This is a genomic window from Vibrio sp. 1731 (assembly GCF_033339955.1).
Taxonomy (GTDB): domain Bacteria; phylum Pseudomonadota; class Gammaproteobacteria; order Enterobacterales; family Vibrionaceae; genus Vibrio; species Vibrio alginolyticus.
Map to the genome: position 1 here is coordinate 81,221 of NZ_JAWOVO010000014.1, position 22,974 is coordinate 104,194.

Here is a 22,974-nt window from a genome sequence, read left to right on the forward strand (position 1 = left end):
AAATTACATGTGTATAAATGTGGTATTTAACTCGGCCACTTGCTATAATATATAATAGTTGTTAGCAATTGCTTGGGGGCAATATGAAATTTAGAGAAATTGATGGAAAGCAACAGGTTTGTTTCGAACTGGAGGACATTCCAAGTTTTGGCAGTGACATCTGGTTTCAGGTCGAATGCTTAGATGGTCTGTATTGTTTGCTTCTTAGTTACCTACGAAATTGCGGACCAACAAAGCAAGAAGAGACGATAAATAAAAAACGTAGACTCGCATTGCTACACATAAGAAAAGCATGGTGGATAATAAAAAGACAGAGATTACCTTTAGATGTCGTCAAAGGATTTAGTGTGTCAAACAAGTTTGCAAAACTTAAAGGCTTTACAGTTCTAGGATAGATTAAACTACAAGGTAATTGAGTGATGACTGATACAAGTGATCTACGACATGTGTATAGGCTAACACAGCTTGGCAGTGGTACATGTAAGTTTGGCGACTGTGAAGTTTGCAACGAGCATTTTGATACCGGTTACTACCTAGTTCAAATGAGAGTGTATCTGAATAGATTTACCGGGAATGAACATTTGACATATTCAGGGTGTTTTACACTATTTGGTCATAAAGAGTGCTTGATTACTCAAACATGACTATATCGATGATTTTTATCATACGCTAAAAAGAGGCTCCCAAGGGAGCCTCTTTTTATTAGGTGGGTTTGTGAGATTTTAGCTCTCCACTAAGAGGGGTCCCCCCTAGTCGCCACCGAGGCCCACCCGCCGGACTTACCCCTGCATCCCTAAGGCTCGTCCCTCACCAAGTTCTGCCGCTCAAGGCTGTTGTCCACCAGCGCTAGGACGATGCCAACAAACCCCCGTTGTCACCGTCCTAGCAGAATGCTGGTGGCCATATGAATCGCCTTCGGCGAGCAAAAAGAATTTGTATCGCTTTTCTTAACGGCTTCGCCTAAAAAGCTGACCCTCTATCGAGCCCTATTGTGTTGCCTTTGTCCTTCCCAAAGTCAATAAAATATGGGAACAATAATTTATAAAATATTGTGTTATCATATGGTATATTTGTAAGGGTTAGTATATAATAACGCCAGTTTAATCAATTATTTAAATGCTTGGGGGCATGTATGGAATTAAATACTTTTACACATATGGTTACTGGAGAGGAAACTTTTATACCTGCTATGGTATTCATCCCTAACACGAACCAGCGCTTATCAGTGATGTACTGCGAAGAGTTAAAGGCGGTTGTTTGTATCAATGGGGGTTTATTCCTACCAGCTGACACTGAAGCAGCTTGCAATGGAGGCGTTGCTGGTACTCTTCAACTAGCATCGGCTTATGAAGTAGGACAGAAAGAGGACACTAAAAAAACAATCAAGCTAGGCTCATGTGAACCAGGCACAGCAACAGAATTTGGTACTGTTAGTAAGTCAACAAACACAAAACAATATAACGCTATCGTCTTATACAACTCAATAACTGGGAGTATTCATTCAGCGTATGATGACGAAGAAAAGGCAAATAGCGCTTTTGATAAAATCTGGTCATTAACGCAGTTCCCATCAATGAGGCTCAAAAAGCTGACTTACTGGTCAGACATTGGTAAGGCTCATCAATACCTAGAAGGTGTATCAGTAGACTCTTGTTGTGCTTGATATCAACAACCTGCCCAAAGCGGCAGGTTGTTGATTTGCTCTCCACTAACAGGGTTCCCCTAGTCGCCACCGAGGCCCACCCGCCGGACTTACCCCTGCAGCGCTAAGGTTCGTTCCTCACTAAGTGCTGCCGCTCAAGGCTGTTGACCTCCAGCGCTAGGTCGTTGCCAACAAACCCCCGTTGTCACCGACCTAGCAGAATGCTGGTGGTCATAAGATTCGCCTACGGCGAGCTAAAAGCATTTGTATCGCTTTTCTTAACGGCTTCGCCTAAAAAGCTGACCCTCTATCGAGCCCTATTGTGTCGCCTTTGTCGGGGCTAATGTCAATCAAAAAAGGCAACAATAATTATTAAATATTTGGTGTTACAATGTGGTATTTTTTGGGGTGAGGGTGTATAATAAATACATGAAAACAAAGGCATAGTTTTCATGTTAACTGATTTTTAAATAGCTTGGGGGCTAAAATATGTCAATTGATAAAAACTTCGCATACTCACTTCCTTGTACTGTAGGTAAGCAATTCAAACCATTTCATCTAGTGAATGTTCCAGCTTCAGTATTGGTCTCACTACTAAACATCGATAACAAGGGTAGTGTACTTAAACGTAGCCAGCGAGAGGTAAATATGAAGCGAGCGAAAGATTTCGCGAAATACCTTGTGAACAACTATAAGCGTTTTTACATCATCCCAACTATCATTGGTGTGGTTGTGTCGAAGAAAGATAAAAAGCCTGAATTTGAAGAGGTTATGGAAGGAGCGCGAGTTGGTCTACTTCATATATCTATGGATAGTTCCATTAAGCTATTCGATGGCCAACATCGTTCTGTTGGAATCGACTTCGCTCTAGAAATGTTGTGTGATGAACTCGCCGAGTTAGGTTTTGATCTAGAGAACGTAGATGTTCCTATTATGCTATATACGAACTTGACACTTAAAGAGAGGCAGTTGGGCTTTTGTGACATCAACCAAAACTTGGCCAAACCTCAACAAAGTATTTCAGATGCCTTTAATACACGTGACCCTCTTCCATGTTTAGCTCGTTACATAACTGAGAACTGCGTTGCGTTTAAAGACCTGGTTGATATGGAGCACAATACGATCACCAAGAAGTCTGAAAAGTACTTTCCTTTGAAAGCTATCAAAGATATCAACCAAATCCTGCTGGGGTTGAGTAAGGAAGTAAAAGAAATCTCTGATTCAAAGTACCAGCTAGCAAACGAGTTTTGGACTACTGTTTCTAGAGCCATGGGTTGGGGAGGCTTAGCATTCAGCGATACGTCAGCAGAAGAATTCCGTAATACCTGTATTCTAACTCATGTAGCTACACTAAAGGCTGTTGCAGTAGCTGGAAATATCGCAATGAATCACTATGGCTCTCTCGAAGCAGTTCAGTGGGATAAGCTTGAAGAACTTAACTACTCACGCGATCTAGGTACGTCTGACTTTACTGGCCGCATCATAGATGACAAGAGTGGCAATATGTCAGTGAATAAAACTAGCATTGACTTGGCTGCAAATAAACTCCTTACAACCCTGGGTGTACCACTTTCTGAAGCACGGCAAAAGTTAGAGGATCAGTACTTTGGTTCTCAAAGTATGAGCGATGATAGTGGTGACATTAATGGAGCAACAGAACAAGCCGCTTAACCAAGCTTTAATTAGAGAAGCCCTGACTAAGTTCAGGGCTTTTTGTTGCGAGTAAACAATATAACGCATTCACAATTTTCTCTCCACTAACAGGGGTTTCCCCTAGTCGCCACCGAGGCCCACCCGCCGGACTTACCCCTAAGCACTAAGAATCGTTCCTCTTCAAGTGCTTCATTTAATGAAACCCTAGAGCAATCTGATTGCCAAAGAAAAGAATTTGTCATTCAGATTGCTACCCTAGGGTGCAAAAGTTTATCTCGCTCAAGGCTGCTAGACCTCCAGCGCCATAGAAATGCCAACATAAACCCCGTTGTCATTGCTATGGCAGGGTGCTGGTGGTCTAAATGAATCGCCTTCGGCGAGCTAAAAGCATTTGTATCGCTTTTCTTAACGGCTTCGCCTAAAAAGCTGACCCTCTATCGAGCCCTATTGTGTCGCCTTTGTCGGGGCTAATGTCAATCGAAAGGACAATACTTATTTTTCAATACATCGTGTTATTATGTGGTATTTAACTGGGTGGTTTGATATAATAAATACAAGTAAGTTACTGTTTATATTGTTAAATTGCTTGGGGGCATTATGAAGACAGTTATTCAAAACATTGAAAAAGTGACTATTGGTCATATAGTAGGCGGGGTTAAACAGGAGTCAGAAGTACGTCTATTAATCATTGAATCTAAGGACGTTGGCACGTTCGCTACATGTGTAGTAGAGAATGATGAATTTGGTACAAGCTTGTATGAGGTATGTAGCGTCAAAAGTCTAGACAACATTGTTGATGATGTTCAACAAGGCAGAAAGGTCGCGCTTAGTACATGGGAGCCTACCTTAATCCCTAATGTCGAGTATGTAGCGGAGCAGTTTGAGATCGCAGAGCTATTGAGTAACAAACCAAATCACATTAGTTTATTGAAGTAGGGGCACCACTATGAGAACTGAGAAACAGATTGAGCTAATTAGTAAGCACTATAAAGACCAGATCAGTGTATTCAGCGGAGAACCGCATCTAATGGTATGGACAGAAAAAGGAACTGGCTTTGTTTCAGTCAAAGAAATGTCTCAGAATAAATTCGATGAATTCTTGAAGGTTGCCCTTAAGCGTGAAGAAAAAGCTAACAATGAAGTTAAGCTAAAACAGATTTGTGCAGATTTCGGGGTTCTAGAAATACTTCAGTCAACGGCTCAATGGCGGGATTCAATCGAATCATTATTGACCTTGTTTTCTTTTGCGTTACTTCCGACACGCCTTGTGGAGCTAGAGAAGGAGCTTGAAAGAGCAGCGTTGTCATTCGACCATCAATAGATAAATATTGCTCAGATTTACTGGGCAATATTTGCTCTCCACTAACAGGGGTTCCCCCTAGTCGCCACCGAGGCCCACCCGCCGGACTTACCCCTACATCACTAAAGCTCGTGCCTCGCTAAGTGCTGTCATTGAAATTTCATTCAAACCTAAATCACTATGGACGCCAACAAAAATCCGTTGTCATCCATAGTGCAGTGGTAAGGTTTGATGAATTTCAATGTATCGCTCAAGGCTGTTAGACCTCCAGCGCCATAGCAATGCCAACATAAACCCCGTTGTCATTGCTATGGCAGGGTGCTGGTGGTCTAAATGAATCGCCTTCGGCGAGCTAGAAGCTTTTGTATCGCTTTTCTTAACGGCTTCGCCTAAAAAGCTGACCCTCTGTCGAGCCCTATTGTGTCGTCTTTGTCCGGTCTAAAGTCAACTAGAATAGTTAAGTATATTTTACTTTATTGTGTGTTCTAATATGGTATTTATAGTTGCGTTTATTTATAATACATACTCTGAACAAATAAATATCATAGGCTTGGGGGCAGTATGAAATTAGAAGTTATCATCAATAATTACACCATTATTTGCAGTCGTTTATTCGGTTATGTTGGGAAAAACAATGTCGGTTTAGTAGAGGGTAAGTTTATTTCGATTACCTATGAAAAGGTGATCAATGATTCAATATACATGGACTCAGACATAGCTTTTATCTTAGGTACTAACTCGGATATCGACACAAGACATAATATCGTAGAAATCCTAAGTTGCTTATCAGAGGAAGGGCATCGTGGTTCTTCTTTATCAAAAGTAATTTCAATAGGTAAGTTTCTTCTAGGGAAGAAGTTTAATGAACCTAGGTTAAAAGTGATGAAACAGTTTAGGGGAAAGACGGTTTCTACTTATGAATGGGATGTGTCAGGACAACCCTTAATAATCGAACAGACCAATGAGCCAGATTCATTATTATCTAGTTTCAAACTTATCTAGTGATATCTGACATATATCAATTGAACATACTAGCTAATTGAAAAGGAATATATTAAGGGTAGGGGGAACATATTGAATTTAGCAGCATTGTTATTACGCATTTACGCAGTAGCTGACGCTCTAACATTTATTTTTGAGCGTTTGGGTTTCTCAAATGTGGCTGATGCTTTTACAGTATTTGTACTAATTGTTGGGTTTGCAGAGGCTTTCGGTCTAATAGATAAAATTGTAGAAACTATCAAAACGAAAACGAGTACAAAGCAAAGAGTAAAATTGGCGATACTTTTAATTTTAATACTAATAACTATCCAATTGTAACAAGTAAATTTGTTTCAATTGGACGCTCTCCACTAATAGGGGTTCCCCCTAGTCGCCACCGAGGCCCACCCGCCGGACTTACCCCTACATCACTAAAGCTCGTTCCTCGCTAAGTGTTGTCATTGAAATTTCAATCAAACCTAATTCACTATGGACGCCAACAAAAAGACGTTGTCATCCTTAGTGCAGTAATAAGGTTTGATGCATTTCAATGTATCGCTCAAGGCTGCTAGACCTCCAGCGCCATAGCAATGCCAACATAAACCCCGTTGTCATTGCTATGGCAGGGGGCTGGTGGCCTAAATGATCTGCCTTCGGCAGCTAAAAGAAATTTCAACGCTTTTCTTAACGGCTTCGCCTAAAAAGCTAACCCTCTATCGAGCCCTATTGTGTCGTCTTTGTCTGGATAAAAGTCAATAATAATAGTTAAGTATATTTTACTTTTGTTTGTGTTTTAATGTGGTATTTTAATCTGGTTTTGGTATAATGGAAACAGTTGGGAATACTACTGGCGGGACAAAAAATGAAAGTAACAGTTCATAACTTCTACATCACTAACGGCAAGATTATTGGTCAAGTTGGTGATAACGATATGGGTTTAACTCAGGGGAGATTCTTTAGCGCGGAATTTCAGAAAAAAACTCCAAACGCTGTCTACTGTGAACTGGGAATAAAATATGAATTCGGCAAAGCCTCAGAAACACCTATCGGAGACCTTGTGAAAGAAAAGTTGTTCGATCTTCAATTCGAGATTACGCAGGGGTCAATAGTTGCTAAGGCACAAGAGTTACTGAGAGAAACGTTTGGTGTGGAAACTACGCCTTCTGTAATTTCAGAAGTCCAGTACAAAACACGTTTAGTACGTAAATTAGAGTGGTCATTCTTTGGTCGCAAGATCACCATGACAGAGTCAATTGATCACTCTGGATATAGCGAATTATCCATTTAAGCACTTAGGGCTAAAGCCCTAAATGCTTAATTTCCCGCTTCTTGGGGGTCACCCCCGACAGCTCGGCCCCAGCCAACCCGTCATCCCCCGATCACAATGCAATATCAAAGAACTTGACATTGATTATTTCGATCTATATTTTGGCGAAGCCCTTTTAATTATTTTAAATTTAAAAGTATTAAAATATTTTAATTCTAAAGAAGGGTCTGCGTTTTGTTTAACAGACTTGTTTTTCTCCCATATTTGTAAATATCAAAAATTACACTGTCCTTTTGGGCTCCTTTCTATGACCTTTAAGTGTCCGATTACTCTCACTGTGACGTAATGCTTTACTCACTTATTAAATGTCCATCGGGTATATTAGCTTGATTAATGCCATCCAATTGCCATTACAGTCCCACCAAATAGCCACTAATCGGTCAGGACAAAAAAGACCCTTTGCCAGGGCATATCTACAACTGTGAGTAATTAAGTGCTGTGGTGGATTTATCTTAAGTTATCAACTTAAGAGCATGTTTTAGCTTTAGACAGCTCAATGTGTGATGTTGCCAAAGCGATAGGTGCGTCCATTTTTAAGATGTTAAGAGACGTATCTTTTGAAATAATGTGAATATTTTGAGTGAAGGCCAGGGGGATGTTGGGGAGAGCAACTGAGGTCTACTTAGAGCAAGGAGCTCAGAACAATTTACTTTAAAATGAGGTTGGAACCTTAATGATAACCTTCCACCTTTGTATTCAGAAATTGAAAATACTATTTATTATTTGACCTATGTGAATAACGAGGTTGGCAAGCAAATGGCTAGTGTGGCACGTGGGGCCATCGACTGTCATCAACTGACTTAGTGTATAGACAGTCAGAGCCAAGTTGTGTTGTTCCGTTAGAACCTCACAAGCGAATGTTAGCTACAAATCAAAGTATTGAGCTCCCATGATGTTCAGATGATTAGGCAAAGAAAACGTCGGTTGCTTGATTCGGCTCTTGACGTATGTGCTAACGTAGAAGCACCAAACTGGCTTAACTGACTACATAAGCTTCCAATTGTCGAGGGCTTAAATTATATATATTTGCAGCCTAAATCGTCGATTTGACGAAGGCGGTGTTCGCGAACATTTTGCATCACTGTAATACGATTAAAGTCTCGGTCAATCATGGGATTTAGCATCGGTTGAGGTACTCAAAGCTCTGCATGTTCATTAAGTATAAGAGGACATATTAAAATTGCTCTTACACTCTTAGTGTATATTATCTATGTTATGTTAAATTCGCGACGATTGGAATTTTGTACACGTAGTTGTTACCACCTACCAAATATCAATAAGTTAGATACCTCCTTTTGAAAGTTGACTATGTGAAATCTCTTTCCCCTGTGAATTTGAAATTTGTGAGTATTAAACATAATGGCCATTTACCATAAAATAGGTTATCAGAAGATCTATTTAACTAAAGTTAAATAGATCTTCTGATAAAAAATAACTTAGTTTTCGATTACTCTTACTAAGATTCGAAGCAATATTTACTCATTTTATTCTTTGGTAGTTTTACTCTATGTCGTTTTTCAATTAACGTTGATACCTTGCTATTCTGGCAATATTCCCATGTATTTTGTCTAATCACTACATCGACTAGGTCTAAATTTAAACCTAAGTATTTTTGTACATTTGAACTGTCAGAAAATTGTACATATACCATTCGATTCTTTTTCGATATATAGAGAGATGATACTTCTATTTGGTAATTTCTCTCCAAGTTCTCCTTTAACTTCTCTCGCCAGTCTTCAATCAACACCTGCCTCCTAAAGTGAAAATATTTGAGGTTGTCACAGACATGCTATATATTGCATTTATCACTAAAAAACAATAGAGATATTTTACTATGTTTAACGACTGTTCAACACTATTTATTGGGTATGATGACGGTAATGCCCAACATAAGATCTCAGCTGAATCTGTTAAAACCTCCTTTCCTACACACATCCAACGTTCGACTGAACGTTTTGCGGTACTAGATGAAACCTTTTCAGTATCAAGTAATGCTCCTGTTCAAACGAAATTTACTTCTGCTGTTACAGGTAACGCTTACACCATTGGTGAGGTAAAACAACCTATTCCCAGGAACGATGACTTCTCCAATAGTGAAGCAGCTCAGGTTTTACTGCAGCATGGCTTAAATCAATTTGGAGATGAGTTACTCAATAAAAAGTACGTTCTTTGTACTGGAATGCCATTAAGACAGTTCTTTAAAACAGATGGGTCCGTCAACGAAAACAATGTTAAGCAAAAGATGCTCTCTATGCAGAGATCTTTTGATCACTTAGGTACTGACCCGGAATCGAAGCTGCGGAAGTCAAATATTGAAGCTCTACTTGTTCAGCCCGAAGCACTAGCAGCCCTTCGTGTATTCCTATTTAAGAGAGATGATTCAGGGATGTTGGTACATAACCCTGAATACATAGGAAAAACGATCGCAATCGCTGATCCTGGTGGTAAAACAACTGATATAGCTGTGTTTGACGATGGAACTATTGATATGGATCGTTCTGTCACCCAGGACATCGGGTTCAATCAGATTGTCAAAAAAGCATCCAACTACCTTTACGATTTAGGTTTCACCACACCCACACATCAGCAGTGCCGTAAGTTAATTGATGAAGGTATTGTTACAGTTCGGGGGGTTGAAAAAGATCATTCAGAATGGGCAGAGAATGCACGGAAGGAGCTAGCTAGTAAGATTTTTGGCGCAATCACTGATACCTTATCTAAAGCTGTAGATATTGATTTAATCATATTCATTGGAGGTACTATTGCCGCATTGCGTGAAGAAATTACACCTTTAATTGAAGAGTATTACGGTAAAGATAACAACTCATTCCTCATACCAGATGAAGCAGACAAGCTAAACGCTTGGGGCCTTGAGTTGTTTGCAGAGCTTTGGTACCAAAACAACAAAAAGAATAAGTAGGCAAAGGTCATGGGGCGCTTTTCATTAAAAGTGGAAATAAGGATACCAAATGATTACTCAACAGAATGCCGAGAGTTAGCGAATTCAAAATCAATAACTCTCAAATCGTTAGTCGAAGAGTTAATTAGAATTGGGTATTTCATCGAAGAGGGTGAGTTCGATAAGCTTATGTATTATTTTGATAACATCCTCCCTCATGAGATCAGAGACTGGGATTGGTGCCGCAACTTAGGGTTACACATTGATAAAGTAAAGAGAAGAGCTAGCATACACATAACGGATTCTTCTGTGTATCACCAAGGTCTCGTTCATACTTATTTGTCTGCACATTCCGAAAACGATCCCAAGCAAGCTCTTAATGATGTCAACCAACATGCTATCAATATGATGAATTCTGCTATTCATTTCCTTCAAAACCAAAGTAATAAAGAAAGGTTTAAGTGTAATGAGTACAAGACACTCGAAAATGTTGAGCAACATTTGGCTAAAATAGCTTCAAGTATTGAAAAGCTTTCAAACCACCCTATTGGCTTTAGAGCTGTTGAGGGGCAAACTGAACAGCCAGATGCTTTTTCTACGAAAGATGATTATCTTGAAAGTAAAGATGGTGTCTCTGATAGCTTAGCTATTGATAATTTCAACATGGAGTCATTGCTGATAGCTTAAGAAAAATGGGGCTAATGGGGCTTAGCACTGTTTAGTTAAGCCCCACTTTTGAAAGGAGTTGGTAGCGATTTTATTCGTCAAAGAGAGCCTCAATTTGTTCATTGTCTAAGTCCCCTTTCCGACTTTTGAACCTATTAAAACCTTGTTTAACTGTTTCTTTAACTCTTGCTTTAACAGCGTTAAAAAAGTCCTTCCAGTCGATCTTGTAATCTGAGTCCAATGTGTATGCAATAATGCTAGGAATTGAAGATCGTGCAACGCTATCCAGAACAGCCATCTCTTGTGGTGTCGGTTCCGCCTCTTCTAAATGCAATTCAAAAACCTTGATCGTTATGTACCACTTCTCACTATCGTAGTGTACTAAGTCACTATCGAATTTCGAAAGGAGAAATTTAATCTCGTTAGAACTTAGTTTATAGGTAGGGAAACCAACGACAATGTTCATGAATTTTGCAGCCATACCATTGTCTATTATTTTTCTTCCTGGAATCTGGCTAGCACTACCCTTTCTGAGCTCGTTTTTGATGTGTGAAAAACTACAACGCTCTGTGAACTTAGCCCTAAGTTCGACTAGGGTGTGTTTTGCTGCTCTATCTGCAATCGTACTTGCTTCAGTTATACTGATTTTTTTGTTCCTATTTTGTTTTAGCAAAATTGCTGTTTTAAGTCTTCTGGCGTATAAGCCAGGGAAACCTTCTAAGTCACTGTAAGGGTAATCGTATGCTGATTCTAAACATTGTTCATACAGTTCCACCCAAGGGCTTTTTAACTCTTCTAGCTCTACAGTCATTGTGAACTCCACTTTCTATTGTTTATAGTCCATTTATAGCATATATCTAATTTTATTAACACAAAGCTGACTTAACATTTGCTATAATATATAATAGAATTCTTAGCAATATGGTTATTACCGCAATATAATAAATACAAAAGTAGTAAACCTTTGATTTAAGGTGATAAGAATGCCAAAAACCAAAAAGTTACTTATCTCTAGGCTGGCAGACATTGTTCAAAAGATTGAACTACTAGAGAATCCCAAACGCAACGCCCGAATTTTAGAGTTGGCACTAGGGCTAAATGGTGAGGGTCCACATACTCAAGCTCAGATTAAAGAATTTCTTGACGTGGAGTACCCAGAAGCAACTGTTAGTACCGAAAGAATCCGTGTCATCAAGAGTGTACTTGTAGATTCGTTTGGCAAGGAACTAGTTAAATCGTGGGATGAGTTTTTCGAAAATCTGTTTGATTACCTGTACTCTCAGGTCCCAATTGAAATTGGGCTACTTGCCCAACGTTTAGCCGATCCCAAATATCAGAGTTTTAACCCCAAGCTTGGACATCAAGAAGCATTTAGTGAAAAACCATTTAATGTTTTGGGGCTGATGAAAATCCTAGAGTTCAGACCAAAAGTCGACACGAGACAACTCAAAATTAAGAGGCTCTATTTTGAGTTCAATGACACACGTATAAAGGGTCGTGAGAGAAATACTAAAGAGTCTACGCTTTTCCTTATTCCAAACAACTTTAACGTTAAGTTAGAAAACCTTCTTAACCACGCAGAACGAGCTGTAAAGTTCAATGGGATGATACAAGAGCAAATCTTACTACCTCTCATGCCTAAAAAGCTGCCTGTACATAAAAGAGAGGAATTAGCTCACTCTTTGCTTATCTGTCATAAGGATTTCATGTGGCTAGATGAGCGATTAGGCTACTTGACCCTAACTAACTCTTTAGATAATAGGATTACAAGATTTGCAGCTAAGATTTTTAAAGTTGTTGATGAGATTTCAATTGCCCTATTTTCATGCCAAATATCAAGAGCAGTACGGGCCCAAGCTCGCGCATTAAGAAGTGACTCAGATTTAGAGTTTCTACAAGAGCGCTCAAATTTATTGAATAATGTCTCTTATGGTTCTGACATACCTTTCAAAGTGCAAGACGCTTTAATGTATTTCGTTAGAGCGGGATTATGCACGATTGATGAGAGCAATACTCTTCGTCCTACTGAGCTGTTACTGGATAACGTTGATGTTTCTCTTCGTCGTTCAGAAGAAATAATGATGGACGTACTAAAGAATGCACCAAACCAAACGTTAAGTAACTCTGAATTCCGCGAGAAAAGCATAAAAGAGATATCTGAGAGGACAGCAAAGCTGTATGACGAACGTTTTGAAGATTTTATTGCTAAGGACATTATTCTTAAGAAAGACCAGCTCGTGCTTTTTAATAGGGATAGCGTTGACTCTTTAAAGAGATGCACTAGAAGCGCTATTGAATCTCAAAGAAGCATTTATAAAGGCGCTCGACAACCTCTTTATCTAAGACTAATTGAACTTGCCAGTTTATATATTGAACGAGCCAAGAAAGCTAACGCTTCAATTGCATCTAATCGTACACAGTTGAGAAAAGCTAAGGCAGATAAGAAGGTGAAGCTTGAGAAAATCGAATCTCTTGAATCAACCTCTTCTGACTTACGTTTGTTAAAAGCAGAGTGCTCTGATTTCTCGTTAAGAGTTGATAAGTTACAAGAGGAACTGCAACGATTAAACAGAAAAGTTTCTCAGTATGAAAAGGCAGGTGAATCTAGGAGATCTTTGTTGAACTCAGAACTTGAAAGGATTCATATTGCTGAAAGACACATGTCATTCTGCGAGCGATTGCTAACTACAAGAGACTCAATTTATGAAAAATCAATTCAAATCGTTGTCGATGAGCTTTGTTCTACTCTGATGTCACTCAAAAGTAGTGAGGTTGATGAAGAAATACTCAAATCCAAGTCAGACGTTGCTATTAACGATGTTCTCGGCTCAATTCTAAACAGAGTTGAAGGCATCGATTCTGAGTTTTCTAATGATCTCGAGAAGCTTAAATTTACTGATATTCTAATCTACCGTGTGATATCAGATTCGATTTCCTTACTCGATAGACTCGACTCTGAGCTACCAGAACCAAATGATAAATTTTCAGATTTGATATTGAATTTGATTTTGGAGTTACCTGAGGATTCCGATGGTAATAGGAGCACTACGTATAGCGAGTTTAAATCAGCTTTAATCGAAAGAGCTATCGCTGACGAAAGAAACCATGCTGTTGGCCACTTCAACCAACATAATAGCTATAGCCCCCTCTTTGTTCGTGTGAGAAAAGCGGAATACTCGTACGTAGGTACTGAAGCTTCTAAGCATGCTGACTTTGAGTATATATAACTAAGAGATCAGGAGTACAAATGCTAAAGATTTTTAACAAATTTATGATGTTACTTGCCCTATTTGCTACCGTAAGTTTGGTGTCATCAGTTGTTGAAGGAAATGCAGTCTTAGTCTTTATGACGTCGGCATTTGTACTTGGTTTGCTATGCATCATTCATAAGTTCAAAGGTGGAGTACTATCTCCTACCCTCTTAAAGGCCGTTGAGGTTGCAGTGGTAATTGTATCTATTGGATGTTTGCTTACAGCTCCTCCCGGCGAGGGATTTTACGTTTTAGCTTGGTTATGGACGACCGTGTTTTTCACGCTGTATAAAAAGGCCGATACTCATGTCTAATTCATTAAGCAAAAAAGTTAACATACGTGGGCCAAATAACTACCAGTTTTTAAAGTGGATTCTGGATGCTAACGATAATTTTTTGGCACTTAACCACTGCAATGACCCGGATGGTTTTCGTACAACATCTAAAGCAATTCAATCTCAGCTTAATAAAATTGATGAAACGGATGTACAGAAGATTCGGTCTACTTTCATGCAATTATTGGTTTTCTTTCCAGAGTCTAGAGTAGATAAGTTCGTCGGTTTGTTTCATGCTGCGAAATCTCGTGATAAAACTTCAACAACCACAATGGCACTGTCTAAGCTTACCAAAAAAAGGTTTGATTCCTTATGTAAGAGAGTAGCTAAGTCTTCAACGAATGATGAGTTTTTAAATCTGCTACTCGATTTAGCGGAGACAGAATATGGGTTGGATGAAAGTAACATGAGGTAGTGGTTTGGTAGGGCCCATATTACTATTCATATTAGAAAATAAAGCAGCTACGATAGCTGCTTTAATTTAAAAATTAATAGTTAAAAAACTGGGATTGTTGACTATGAATGCTATGTAAGAGCTTATCACTATATATGGCCCCAGTGGATACTGCCCTCTCGTTCCTCTTATGTATGTTATGACGATGAACACAAACATAAAGAGTATTGTGAGCATTGTTATCTCTACGCCAGCCCAAGCCCCTATACCAGCCCCCAGCCTTAAATCACCATTTGCCATTCCAATATTTTTGTAAAGCACTTTATGCATAGTATTGAAAAGGTAAAGAAGCCCATACCCTAATAAAGCACCGCTAAGCGATTCTTCGGAAGATAGATAGCCATACTCTGTACAAGCCAGAACCAAACCAGACCATAAAATGAAATTTGTTAGTTTTTCTGGTAGAAATTGACTCGCTAGGTCAACCAAAAACGCCATTGCTGTTAGGCAAAAGAAAATGAGCATTAAAAGAAACTGCTCAAATGAAGTTGCTATTTGGTATAGAGTCACCGTTGAAGCGGCTACGGTAATTTCTAATACAAATACCTCTTTATAAGTTTGGTTGTTTCCCTTCAGGCCACCAGCAATGCAGGAGAAAGGTACCCAGTATCCAACACTTTTGCATAAGCTAGTGAAGTCAAACCGTCCTTCACGGTTACTTGGTTCTAAAGAGTATTCAGGATAATAGGTGATGAGATCATTTCTGATCTCATCTTCTTCAATTTGTGGCAGTAATCCAGCTATGACATAAGTGATCTTTGCAATGAGACTACCAGTAATTACCAGGAACAGATAAGAAATCATTGTTATCTTGTAATCTCCATAGTTTCTTGCTCTTTGGAGTTCATATCAGAACGCGAACCATCACCTCTTCGCAATGTTGCTCTCCATGGCTTATCTAAATCAATCTCCGTTTTTAAAGGAGTACTAATTTCAGTTAGATTCTCAAATGCTTTAGCTACGAAGTAGCTGTATGGCTCACGTTGATTCTTCTTCGCTGTTCGAGGCATTTCTTTTGCAGCTTGTATTTCACGTTCTGCTACCAAACCAGCTGCTGCAGATTTTAAACTTGAAATCTTTAAGGACTTTTGTGTCCCATCTAGTGGGTCTTCATACAGTAGATTTTGTCTACTACTAGGGTCATTCTCAATAATACCTTTCTCTTTAAGATCGTTAACTACCTTCCTTACTCCAGTTTCGTGCAGTCTGGTAGCAACTTTGTTGTAGTATTTAGATAGTTCACCTGTATTACCCACAGGGCTATTCCATATGCCGAAAAGAGCTTGCCTAAGCGTATCCTCAGGTATTTGACGTTTTTCAATAGCGTCCTTTAGACAAATTCGACTAAAGTATATAGGGTCATTAGCGCCCTTAATTGGGCTTGAAGGCGTGGTAAGATATTCATGTACCTTTGCGTGTAGCTTTTTATCAAGAGCAGAAAATTTCGTCACGTAGCCTTGCTCATTGCGTGTAGATTCGATCATCATCCCCACTCTAGCTTCAGTCGCCAACCAATTGCCTATTTCACTAGCTTTAGATGCATATTCTTGTTTAGCTAAGTTGTCTTCAGGTTTTTTTATTGATACCAATACTTCAAGTGCTTTTTGAGTTAGCTCTTTGGTATCTGATTCTGGAGATGTCTTTGATGCGTATAGGAAGGCTGCTTTCTTTTGTATAGCTGACTGTCCTTTGTCGCCTACAAGTTCATTAGCAAGTTTCACATAAGCTTTTACATCAGGATTATCATCGAAGTCGAAGTCATTAATATTGACCTTTGTTGTCTCCGAGAATGTTTTGGTTACAACCTGGATAGGCTCCTCTGATTGGTTAGTCACTTCTACTTTATGTGGTGTCTCAATTCTACTTTTAACGTCATGGACGTCTATGGCATTTTTGGCTGCACTCTCAGCTATGTTTGTAAGTAGTCCAGTAAGATGGGCCACACTCTCCTTATCTGAGGATTTGAGTGACTGAAGTACTTTTAAAAGTTCCTTTTCTATCTCACTTTGGTGTTGTCCATTTCTGGATTCATCCTTTATCTCGTTTGCAGGAGCTGTATTTTCTATGTCAGGGCTTGTTGTGTCTTTTGACGGTATCGCATCTGAGGATGTCTGTTCACTATTAGGGTTATAGGAAGAGGAAGTACCATCAAGGTCTGGTGCAACATCTAGGTTCGCATTAAAGTTTTGGTTCTCAGAAAGCGCAATTTCCTCAAACATTTCGACTTGCGCCTGGATTGAGTTTGCGGCTCGTTGTTCATTCCAAGCTTTCTGCTTAGATTTATCGAATATAGACGTTAATTGTTCTGTTGTTGGCACATTAACATCTGGAGCTTCTACGTCTACTAAAGGTAAATCGATTTCACTTCTAACATTCAAAGTAGAGGCTTCTACAGTGGTTGTTGATTTCCAATATTTCGAACTATCGGCCCAGGCACCTACCGTCGTAAAGCTTGAAATTCCAACAAAAGTATCTTTTGGTGTGAACTGGTCACTAAAGTTAATACTTGTAGCATTTAGTTCATCTAACACTAGCTGACTTAATGATTTTGCCCCAGTATTAGTTTTTATTACTTGTTCATCGCTGTTTGGTGGTCTTGTTGTAGAGTTGACAAGCACATCTGTCGTTCTATCAATCTTCTCCATAGATTGCTCAGCCAAGGAACGCTCGCCTACCCCTGTAGTTTTCTGATGCTTAAGATCCAGTCCATCGGACTTGGGGTCAACTTGACCCAATTCAATACTTACGTCATTGATTGTCGTATCTATACTGTGTCTTTCTGCTTGACTTACAGATGATGGCTGTTCGTTAGATACGGATTGGACTTCCACTTCTTGGTCAGCTAACTCAAACAAATCTATTGTGCCCTGGTTTTCAACATGTTCTGAGCCAGCAACACTAATGGTTTGCTCTTCCTCATCTATGCCGAAATCATCAAGACCCCATTCAACGTCTTCCATACCTGAAAAATCAGGCATATCGCTCTCTAATGGGTCGATTGTTGAGGGTTTAAACGATGGGGCGTCAAGTTCAGATAATTCATCCAACCAGTCATCTGCATTATCGAGTAATTCTGGGCTATCCGTTTCTGCCTCAACCTCAATGCTCTCTTCCAGGTTATGATTGCCGTGAGTGAGTTCATCGGACCAAGCGTCAGGGTTAGTCAGTTCTTGCTCGTGGTTTACAGGCTCGTTGTCTGTTTCTAGGTCAATAGCATCAACTATATTTTCTTTGAGCTGTTCTAACTGGGCTCCCTCTATTTCAGGTTCCAGTTCATTCATGTCAAGGTTAGCTAATGTGTCAATATCAAAGTTGAAATCATCGACAATGGGTTCTATTTCATGTGTGGTTTCAATAAGATCATGGTCCAAGCCTGTATATTGTTCTCTGAAATCAATATCGAAGCCACCATCGGCAGCAAGCTCTGCGAAGTTGGTACTATCTAAGGTTAATTCATTATCGTTATCTAAACCTTCTGTATGGGCGTTTTCGATGTTGTATAGCTCAATTAAGCTAAGAGTCTTTGTCGGCTCTCCAGTTGATGCATTAACCCAGCTACCCTCTTGGTTCAACATTATCGGGGTATCATTTGATATTGGGAGTTCGTACGTCCCCCAATCTGTTGAATCAATTTGTACTAAGCAGGTTTCTAGTTCTCGAGAAAGTTGACCAGGTTCCTCTTGCAGTGGTGCTTTTGGCTGCAATAGCGGTAAATCCACAGGGTCGATTGTTGTTGATATAGGCGTTTCACCATGCTTTGAAATATAGTAAACGGTTGTAGGTATGGTGAATTTAGTGCCATTCAATGCGTCAATTTTATTCTCTGCAAGAGCCAATGAATCGAACTCATAGTTACCGTTTACAGCTCCATTAGGTGCAAATGATTTAACTGTGTAAGGTTTTGACTGCCGCTCAGCGGGTTCGATATAGAAGTTTTGATCTGCACTAGAAAAAGCAGATGTATCGATATCAATAATGTTTGGTTGAGAGCTGATTCTGTCAAGCTCATAAGCAACTTCATTACTGTCAATTTCTAATTCAGTTACTGGTTCAAGTTCGTTTGTCGTCGTACAATTTATTTTGATTGTCTGATTTGAGTTTTCGAGCTTTGCTTGTATCGACCTTGGGTCCACTAATGTAGACATTACTTCCGATACGCTGAGGCCGAATTCTTCCTCAAATGTCCTTGAAGTAGTTCTGTCTGGCTTACCATCTGCATCAATATCTCGTAATACAAAGTTTTGATCAGTAAGCCACTGATAATTATTGTTACTAAAATATATTGATTCGACTACAGCGTTGATGTCTTGTGCAAGGTCTGCTCTGCTGTTGTATCTCGGTTGTTTCAGCCCTTTGCTACCTCCGATAACAAGCTCACCATCTTCAGAAACTCTTATTGGTCTAGCAAATGTTCCCGTTTCATTCTCAACAAGCAAAACGACATCATGGGCCAATTGAATATCCCTAATATCGTTGTATGTATCTGCGGAAGTAAAAGGTACTTTTGATTCCTCGTCAAAGCATCTGTATGTTGAACCAACATATTCGAGAGCTTTGGTGTAAGCACTATCAAGGTTTTTTTCAGCTTGAGAAAACTTCTCATAAGCTATCTGAACTGCGTGTCCCTTTTCAATTTCTAGGTTTATTAAAATTTCTTTAGCGGTGTCTGCTTTCTCAATAGTTTGCCAATCTCCGTCGATGTGACGTTGTAGCGAATATGACACTATTCGTTCTATATTATGTTCATTAGGAGCTACGTTAGCTTCTTGAACAGGTAGCTCAGAGACTCGGTGATCTATTCGCTCTTGTTCTACGGATACTGCTTTTGGAGTTTCGAATTGCATTCCAACGGGAAAGCTAGTGGTTAGTAGGGTCCCATCGATGCCATATGCATCAAAGATATCAGTGAATTTATCTCTTTCTGCATCCAGAAATTTCCTGGGAGCGACATACTCTTTTGATGGTGTAGTATTGTTGCTTATTACCAGCTCTAACTGGTCTCCCATAACTTCTATAGCTTTATCATATTCAAAAATATCGAATAAATTATTGTAGTCTGTAGCCTTAATTGCAGTGGCTTCTGGAAGTACATCTAACTTTTCCCAATCAACGCTAAAGCTTTTTACCCCAAATTCGTCGTAAGCTTGAAGAGCGACCTTCGCGCCTGTATTCAAATTAAGAGCTCTAATCGAGTGTTCACTCGTAGGGGCTTTTAAAAAACAGTCATTATCTGAGGCGTTTAATAGGGGGTTGTTAGGGTAGTCCTGGCTGTACCGCTTTATTGCGTGAGAGATATTATTAGCAAACATCGCACAAACAACAGCAACATCTAAACCACGTTCCTTAGCGGCGATAAACAAAGACCCTCCATTAGCAAAGCCTTCACTCGTTATGATCGTTGTCTTAGGTGTAATATTGCCGAGTTGAACAAAATTGTTTTTCATGTCGTCATTCATGACTTCAAACATTTTGTTAGTGGGATTTTCTTTGTTCCAGGGAGAGCCATTATGGGCTAAGAACTGTAACCCTCTAGTCTCCTCCACATTAGGGCCCATTTGAATGCTAACCGCTGGTTGGTCGTATAAAGATGTTAGTCTCATCAGACCATGGAGTTCTGGATAGTTTAGTAAGGCCTCCAAATGTTTTTTTTGGATATAAGTGCCTTTTACGGAATCTTTAGTGAGTTCTGGTTTTTCGAAATTGGCATCAATTAAGGTTTTAACCTCGATCTCACGTTTAGCGTTAGCTTCAGCTATCTCTTGCATCTTCTGTTGATGCTTAAGCTCTGCTTCTTTTGCGGAGGCAGCTATTTTATCCGCTAGTTCTTTTTGACGAGTTTCGTGAGCAAGACGAGCTTGCTCAGCTGTTAGGTTTGCCTCGTTACCCAAAGGGGCACAAGGTAGACGTTCGCACCAGCCTTTGAAGTCAGGTTTAAAACTGATAAATGTAGAGTCTCGACCTATAAGCGAAATACCGACGGCAAGTGAGACCGTTGGCGTTATGTCACTCGGATTTTTGTCGTTGTAAAAAACCCTAATCCCAGCTGCAACCGACCATTCTGACTTTTTACCGCCTTTGTGGTGGAATTCCTTAGCGATACCTCCGACTTTTGCACCATTTTCACCAATAGTTGGAGAGTCAGCGTATGAGTTTAGGTCAATGTCAAAATCAACGCGCTTACCACTAGAGCTTGTGTACTTTTGACTATCTGCGTAACTTTGTATCTCACTTAAGTGCTCTTGAAACATATTTTTACCAAGAAGCTGCAGTGATTTAGTGTCTGCTTGATACGTTTCGCTCAACATTAGCTCATAAAGTTCAGCTTTGTGTTGATACATTTGAGCAGGATTAGCTAGTTCATTTTCATGAACCCCGTTATTTAGAGACTTTATGTTTTCTCTAACTAGCTTCTCTAATCTAAAAAGTGAAGAATGATCTATGTACCCAAGTTTAACTGCTTGGCTAGAGAACTCACTTAAAAGTGAATCTTGAGCTTTGTGAGTTTTATCTAAGATTGATGCTGAGTTGTGTTCTGGACTAAACCTACGTTGCCATGCTTCATATGCTTTGTTTTTAGCGGCCACATACTCAGGATTTTTATATACATCGTCTCCGGTAGCCCTGAGCTCACTTGCAATTTTTCCGAGCTTTTTACGCTCTTCAAAGAATTCAGAAATACCATTTTTTGAATAGACTTCAAATCCAGATGTTAGATGGATGGCCAATGCAGCGGCTTTAGCCCAATGAACTTCTGCAAATTCCCTCGAATAAGTTTCATTGAGACTTTTTGACTTTCCATTCACGTAATCGGAAAGCTTTAAACTAGCACCCATTGAGTTCTTGGAGCGTCCGAATGGATGTCCATAATCTCTCAAAATAGTTTTGTTACGGTCTTTTTTAGTGGCATAGACCGTGCCTCGGAGACTTGCTTCTAGTCTTTCTACAATGTTACTAGGTGTATTGTGATTCATAGTTCCCCCTACTCGCTAGTTTCATGTTCAATTTGGATAGGTCTAACGAGTTGCCCAAGTGCATGAGGTTCGCTTTGTCTATAAATAGATTGTTTATACGTGAATTTTTTTAGTGCGCCTGACTCTGTGGCCGAATAAACCCATCCGAACACCATAAAGCCATTTTGTGCTGCAATCAGTGCAGTATTGGCAATGAATTCGCTAGAGATTTCTCCAATTATTAGGAACTGCATACCTGAAGAAGCGTACTGTGAGAGTAAACTATTGATATCACCTGAGAGGTTTGTGTGAACAAGATCTGTTAAGTAGATAGGAAATGAATCTTCATACGCTAGAAATGTATCTCCATTTTCTTCATTCAAATGCTCTCGTACGCTATTGATCATTCCACCAAGTGGATCTTGTTTAATACTCCCGAAGCTTAACTGAACAATTCCCTCTTGAATTTCAGGAGTGCTTGTCTGATTTGTCTCTATCTCAAACTCAGATGTGTACATCATGTCCAAAATTAGGGTATAGCCGCCAGGGATAGGGATTGAGTTTATTTTAATGCCGCATTCAAAGCTTTCATCAGTATGTTCTGATGTAAGCATTTCTATAACCGTGAAACCTGAATACGGGGTTTCATTTAAAGCTTTGGTAGGTATGCCGGATTCTTGCAAAAATAGCTTTAACCCCTGATACATACCTAGAGAAGTCCAATCAAAAGATTCAGTAACCATTTGATTTAGACAGACGACTCTATTGATAGAGCTATCTATAATATTGAAGTGGATCTTGTGTATCAGGTGCTTTTCCGCAAAAGAAAGAAATTCAATACACCCTTCGGCCTGATGTGGTAATTGGTCTTCATATAGCTTTTCATTAACTTTCGAGAATACACTGGAGTCTATCCTAGAAAGGTTACGAACAATCTCACTTTCAGGTGCTATGGCTATATAGTAGTTATTTGCCATGACTTGTTCTTGTATGGCGATCCCTGTACCGGGAGCCGATGATTCGGTGGCTGTTGTAGGTAATAAGCCAGCGCAATCAAGCCAAAAAACGATTTCGTTAGAGTGGTTTTTGCTACTAATATCGAGCTGTAGTTGATAGTAATCATTTTCGCTAGGCAAAAATATTATGGGTTTATTGTTTAGGTTCAGAACAATTGATTTACCATCAGTGCAATAGTCATAGAGGTCCTTATACTTGTAGGCTTCTTTGTTTATTTCTAGTTGATACAAGCCATTGAAGTAAGGTACTCCTGATTTCAAGATAGATAACTTTTCTTTACTCATATTTAGGTGAGGAAACTGAATGCATAGTTCTTCAAGCGTCATATTGTTAAGCAAACCTAAGTCAACGCTATCTTCAATGTATTGATCTAGTAAACCAATGTGCTTTGCGATTCCGAAGTGCGAAAGCTTGCTGGTCTCTTGATGGAATCCTAGAAGAAATTTAAAGTTTGTTGGTACGTTTTCACTTTCCATTAACTCAATAAAATTGCTCATCG

General features: G+C 39.4%; 16 protein-coding genes. 12 read left to right on the top strand and 4 right to left on the bottom strand.

Going from position 1 to position 22,974, the window contains the following annotated elements; all coding sequences use genetic code 11:
• Positions 1-1,132: 1,132 nt before the first annotated feature.
• The 9 genes from R7035_RS16400 to R7035_RS16440 all read left to right on the top strand — a co-directional run bounded on the left by R7035_RS16400 (position 1,133) and on the right by R7035_RS16440 (position 10,489).
• The gene (locus tag R7035_RS16400) at positions 1,133-1,663 is read left to right on the top strand and encodes a hypothetical protein (protein WP_025636817.1); all 531 of its coding nucleotides are present in this window, start codon (positions 1,133-1,135) and stop codon (positions 1,661-1,663) included.
• A gap of 468 nt (positions 1,664-2,131) precedes the next feature.
• A complete protein-coding gene (locus R7035_RS16405) occupies positions 2,132-3,313 on the top strand; it encodes a DGQHR domain-containing protein (protein WP_025636717.1) in 1,182 nt (393 codons plus the stop codon).
• A gap of 579 nt (positions 3,314-3,892) precedes the next feature.
• Positions 3,893-4,231, top strand: a complete 339-nt coding sequence (locus R7035_RS16410; RefSeq protein WP_025636798.1) for a hypothetical protein — start codon at positions 3,893-3,895, stop codon at positions 4,229-4,231.
• A gap of 10 nt (positions 4,232-4,241) precedes the next feature.
• Positions 4,242-4,616 (top strand): hypothetical protein, encoded by a 375-nt coding sequence (locus R7035_RS16415; RefSeq protein WP_025636800.1) that lies wholly within the window; start codon positions 4,242-4,244, stop codon positions 4,614-4,616.
• Between the two features lie 540 nt (positions 4,617-5,156).
• Entirely contained in the window at positions 5,157-5,597 is a 441-nt protein-coding gene (locus R7035_RS16420) for a hypothetical protein (RefSeq protein WP_025636794.1), read from the top strand.
• A gap of 72 nt (positions 5,598-5,669) precedes the next feature.
• The gene (locus R7035_RS16425; RefSeq protein ID WP_025636793.1) at positions 5,670-5,915 is read left to right on the top strand and encodes a hypothetical protein; all 246 of its coding nucleotides are present in this window, start codon (positions 5,670-5,672) and stop codon (positions 5,913-5,915) included.
• A gap of 523 nt (positions 5,916-6,438) precedes the next feature.
• The gene (locus tag R7035_RS16430) at positions 6,439-6,864 is read left to right on the top strand and encodes a hypothetical protein (protein ID WP_025767165.1); all 426 of its coding nucleotides are present in this window, start codon (positions 6,439-6,441) and stop codon (positions 6,862-6,864) included.
• Positions 6,865-8,737: 1,873 nt separating this feature from the next.
• Positions 8,738-9,823, top strand: a complete 1,086-nt coding sequence (locus R7035_RS16435) for a ParM/StbA family protein (protein WP_025634167.1) — start codon at positions 8,738-8,740, stop codon at positions 9,821-9,823.
• Between the two features lie 9 nt (positions 9,824-9,832).
• Positions 9,833-10,489, top strand: a complete 657-nt coding sequence (locus R7035_RS16440) for a hypothetical protein (RefSeq protein WP_025634166.1) — start codon at positions 9,833-9,835, stop codon at positions 10,487-10,489.
• 70 nt (positions 10,490-10,559) lie between these two features.
• Here the strand turns inward: R7035_RS16440 and R7035_RS16445 are convergent, their stop codons facing one another.
• Complete coding sequence (locus R7035_RS16445; RefSeq protein ID WP_025634165.1) at positions 10,560-11,279, bottom strand: hypothetical protein; 720 nt, start codon at positions 11,277-11,279, stop codon at positions 10,560-10,562.
• Positions 11,280-11,451: 172 nt separating this feature from the next.
• Here R7035_RS16445 and R7035_RS16450 point away from each other — a divergent pair, with 172 nt between their 5' ends.
• Genes R7035_RS16450 through R7035_RS16460 form a run of 3 tightly spaced genes read left to right on the top strand, consistent with a single transcriptional unit; the run spans position 11,452 to position 14,469 of the window.
• Positions 11,452-13,695 carry a hypothetical protein gene (locus R7035_RS16450; RefSeq protein WP_025634164.1) on the top strand — a complete coding sequence of 748 codons (2,244 nt, stop codon included), beginning with the start codon at positions 11,452-11,454 and terminating at the stop codon, positions 13,693-13,695.
• Positions 13,696-13,715: 20 nt separating this feature from the next.
• Complete coding sequence (locus R7035_RS16455) at positions 13,716-14,033, top strand: hypothetical protein (protein ID WP_025634163.1); 318 nt, start codon at positions 13,716-13,718, stop codon at positions 14,031-14,033.
• Positions 14,026-14,469 (top strand): hypothetical protein, encoded by a 444-nt coding sequence (locus R7035_RS16460; RefSeq protein WP_025634162.1) that lies wholly within the window; start codon positions 14,026-14,028, stop codon positions 14,467-14,469. The genes R7035_RS16455 and R7035_RS16460 overlap by 8 nt, the downstream gene beginning before the upstream one ends.
• A 66-nt stretch (positions 14,470-14,535) precedes the next feature.
• Here R7035_RS16460 and R7035_RS16465 read toward each other — a convergent pair whose 3' ends face one another.
• From R7035_RS16465 to R7035_RS16475, 3 genes are read right to left on the bottom strand one after another with little or no spacing between them, the layout of a single operon-like run.
• Positions 14,536-15,312, bottom strand: a complete 777-nt coding sequence (locus R7035_RS16465) for a prepilin peptidase (RefSeq protein WP_025634161.1) — start codon at positions 15,310-15,312, stop codon at positions 14,536-14,538.
• A gap of 2 nt (positions 15,313-15,314) precedes the next feature.
• The gene (locus tag R7035_RS16470) at positions 15,315-21,479 is read right to left on the bottom strand and encodes a hypothetical protein (RefSeq protein ID WP_077202327.1); all 6,165 of its coding nucleotides are present in this window, start codon (positions 21,477-21,479) and stop codon (positions 15,315-15,317) included.
• Positions 21,480-21,487: 8 nt separating this feature from the next.
• Positions 21,488-22,972, bottom strand: coding sequence for a hypothetical protein (locus tag R7035_RS16475; protein ID WP_025634158.1), 1,485 nt, complete (start codon positions 22,970-22,972; stop codon positions 21,488-21,490).
• Between the last annotated feature and the right edge of the window lie 2 nt (positions 22,973-22,974).

What these genes read in the sequence shown, in the direction of transcription:
- R7035_RS16410 (WP_025636798.1), top strand. Translation starts at nt 3,893, where the DNA reads ATGAAGACAGTTATTCAAAACATTGAAAAAGTGACTATTGGTCATATA.
- R7035_RS16405 (WP_025636717.1), top strand. Translation starts at nt 2,132, where the DNA reads ATGTCAATTGATAAAAACTTCGCATACTCACTTCCTTGTACTGTAGGT.
- R7035_RS16460 (WP_025634162.1), top strand. Translation starts at nt 14,026, where the DNA reads ATGTCTAATTCATTAAGCAAAAAAGTTAACATACGTGGGCCAAATAAC.
- R7035_RS16435 (WP_025634167.1), top strand. Translation starts at nt 8,738, where the DNA reads ATGTTTAACGACTGTTCAACACTATTTATTGGGTATGATGACGGTAAT.
- R7035_RS16475 (WP_025634158.1), bottom strand. Translation starts at nt 22,972, where the DNA reads ATGAGCAATTTTATTGAGTTAATGGAAAGTGAAAACGTACCAACAAAC.
- R7035_RS16455 (WP_025634163.1), top strand. Translation starts at nt 13,716, where the DNA reads ATGCTAAAGATTTTTAACAAATTTATGATGTTACTTGCCCTATTTGCT.
- R7035_RS16470 (WP_077202327.1), bottom strand. Translation starts at nt 21,479, where the DNA reads ATGAATCACAATACACCTAGTAACATTGTAGAAAGACTAGAAGCAAGT.
- R7035_RS16400 (WP_025636817.1), top strand. Translation starts at nt 1,133, where the DNA reads ATGGAATTAAATACTTTTACACATATGGTTACTGGAGAGGAAACTTTT.
- R7035_RS16465 (WP_025634161.1), bottom strand. Translation starts at nt 15,312, where the DNA reads ATGATTTCTTATCTGTTCCTGGTAATTACTGGTAGTCTCATTGCAAAG.
- R7035_RS16445 (WP_025634165.1), bottom strand. Translation starts at nt 11,279, where the DNA reads ATGACTGTAGAGCTAGAAGAGTTAAAAAGCCCTTGGGTGGAACTGTAT.
- R7035_RS16420 (WP_025636794.1), top strand. Translation starts at nt 5,157, where the DNA reads ATGAAATTAGAAGTTATCATCAATAATTACACCATTATTTGCAGTCGT.
- R7035_RS16440 (WP_025634166.1), top strand. Translation starts at nt 9,833, where the DNA reads ATGGGGCGCTTTTCATTAAAAGTGGAAATAAGGATACCAAATGATTAC.
- R7035_RS16415 (WP_025636800.1), top strand. Translation starts at nt 4,242, where the DNA reads ATGAGAACTGAGAAACAGATTGAGCTAATTAGTAAGCACTATAAAGAC.
- R7035_RS16450 (WP_025634164.1), top strand. Translation starts at nt 11,452, where the DNA reads ATGCCAAAAACCAAAAAGTTACTTATCTCTAGGCTGGCAGACATTGTT.
- R7035_RS16430 (WP_025767165.1), top strand. Translation starts at nt 6,439, where the DNA reads ATGAAAGTAACAGTTCATAACTTCTACATCACTAACGGCAAGATTATT.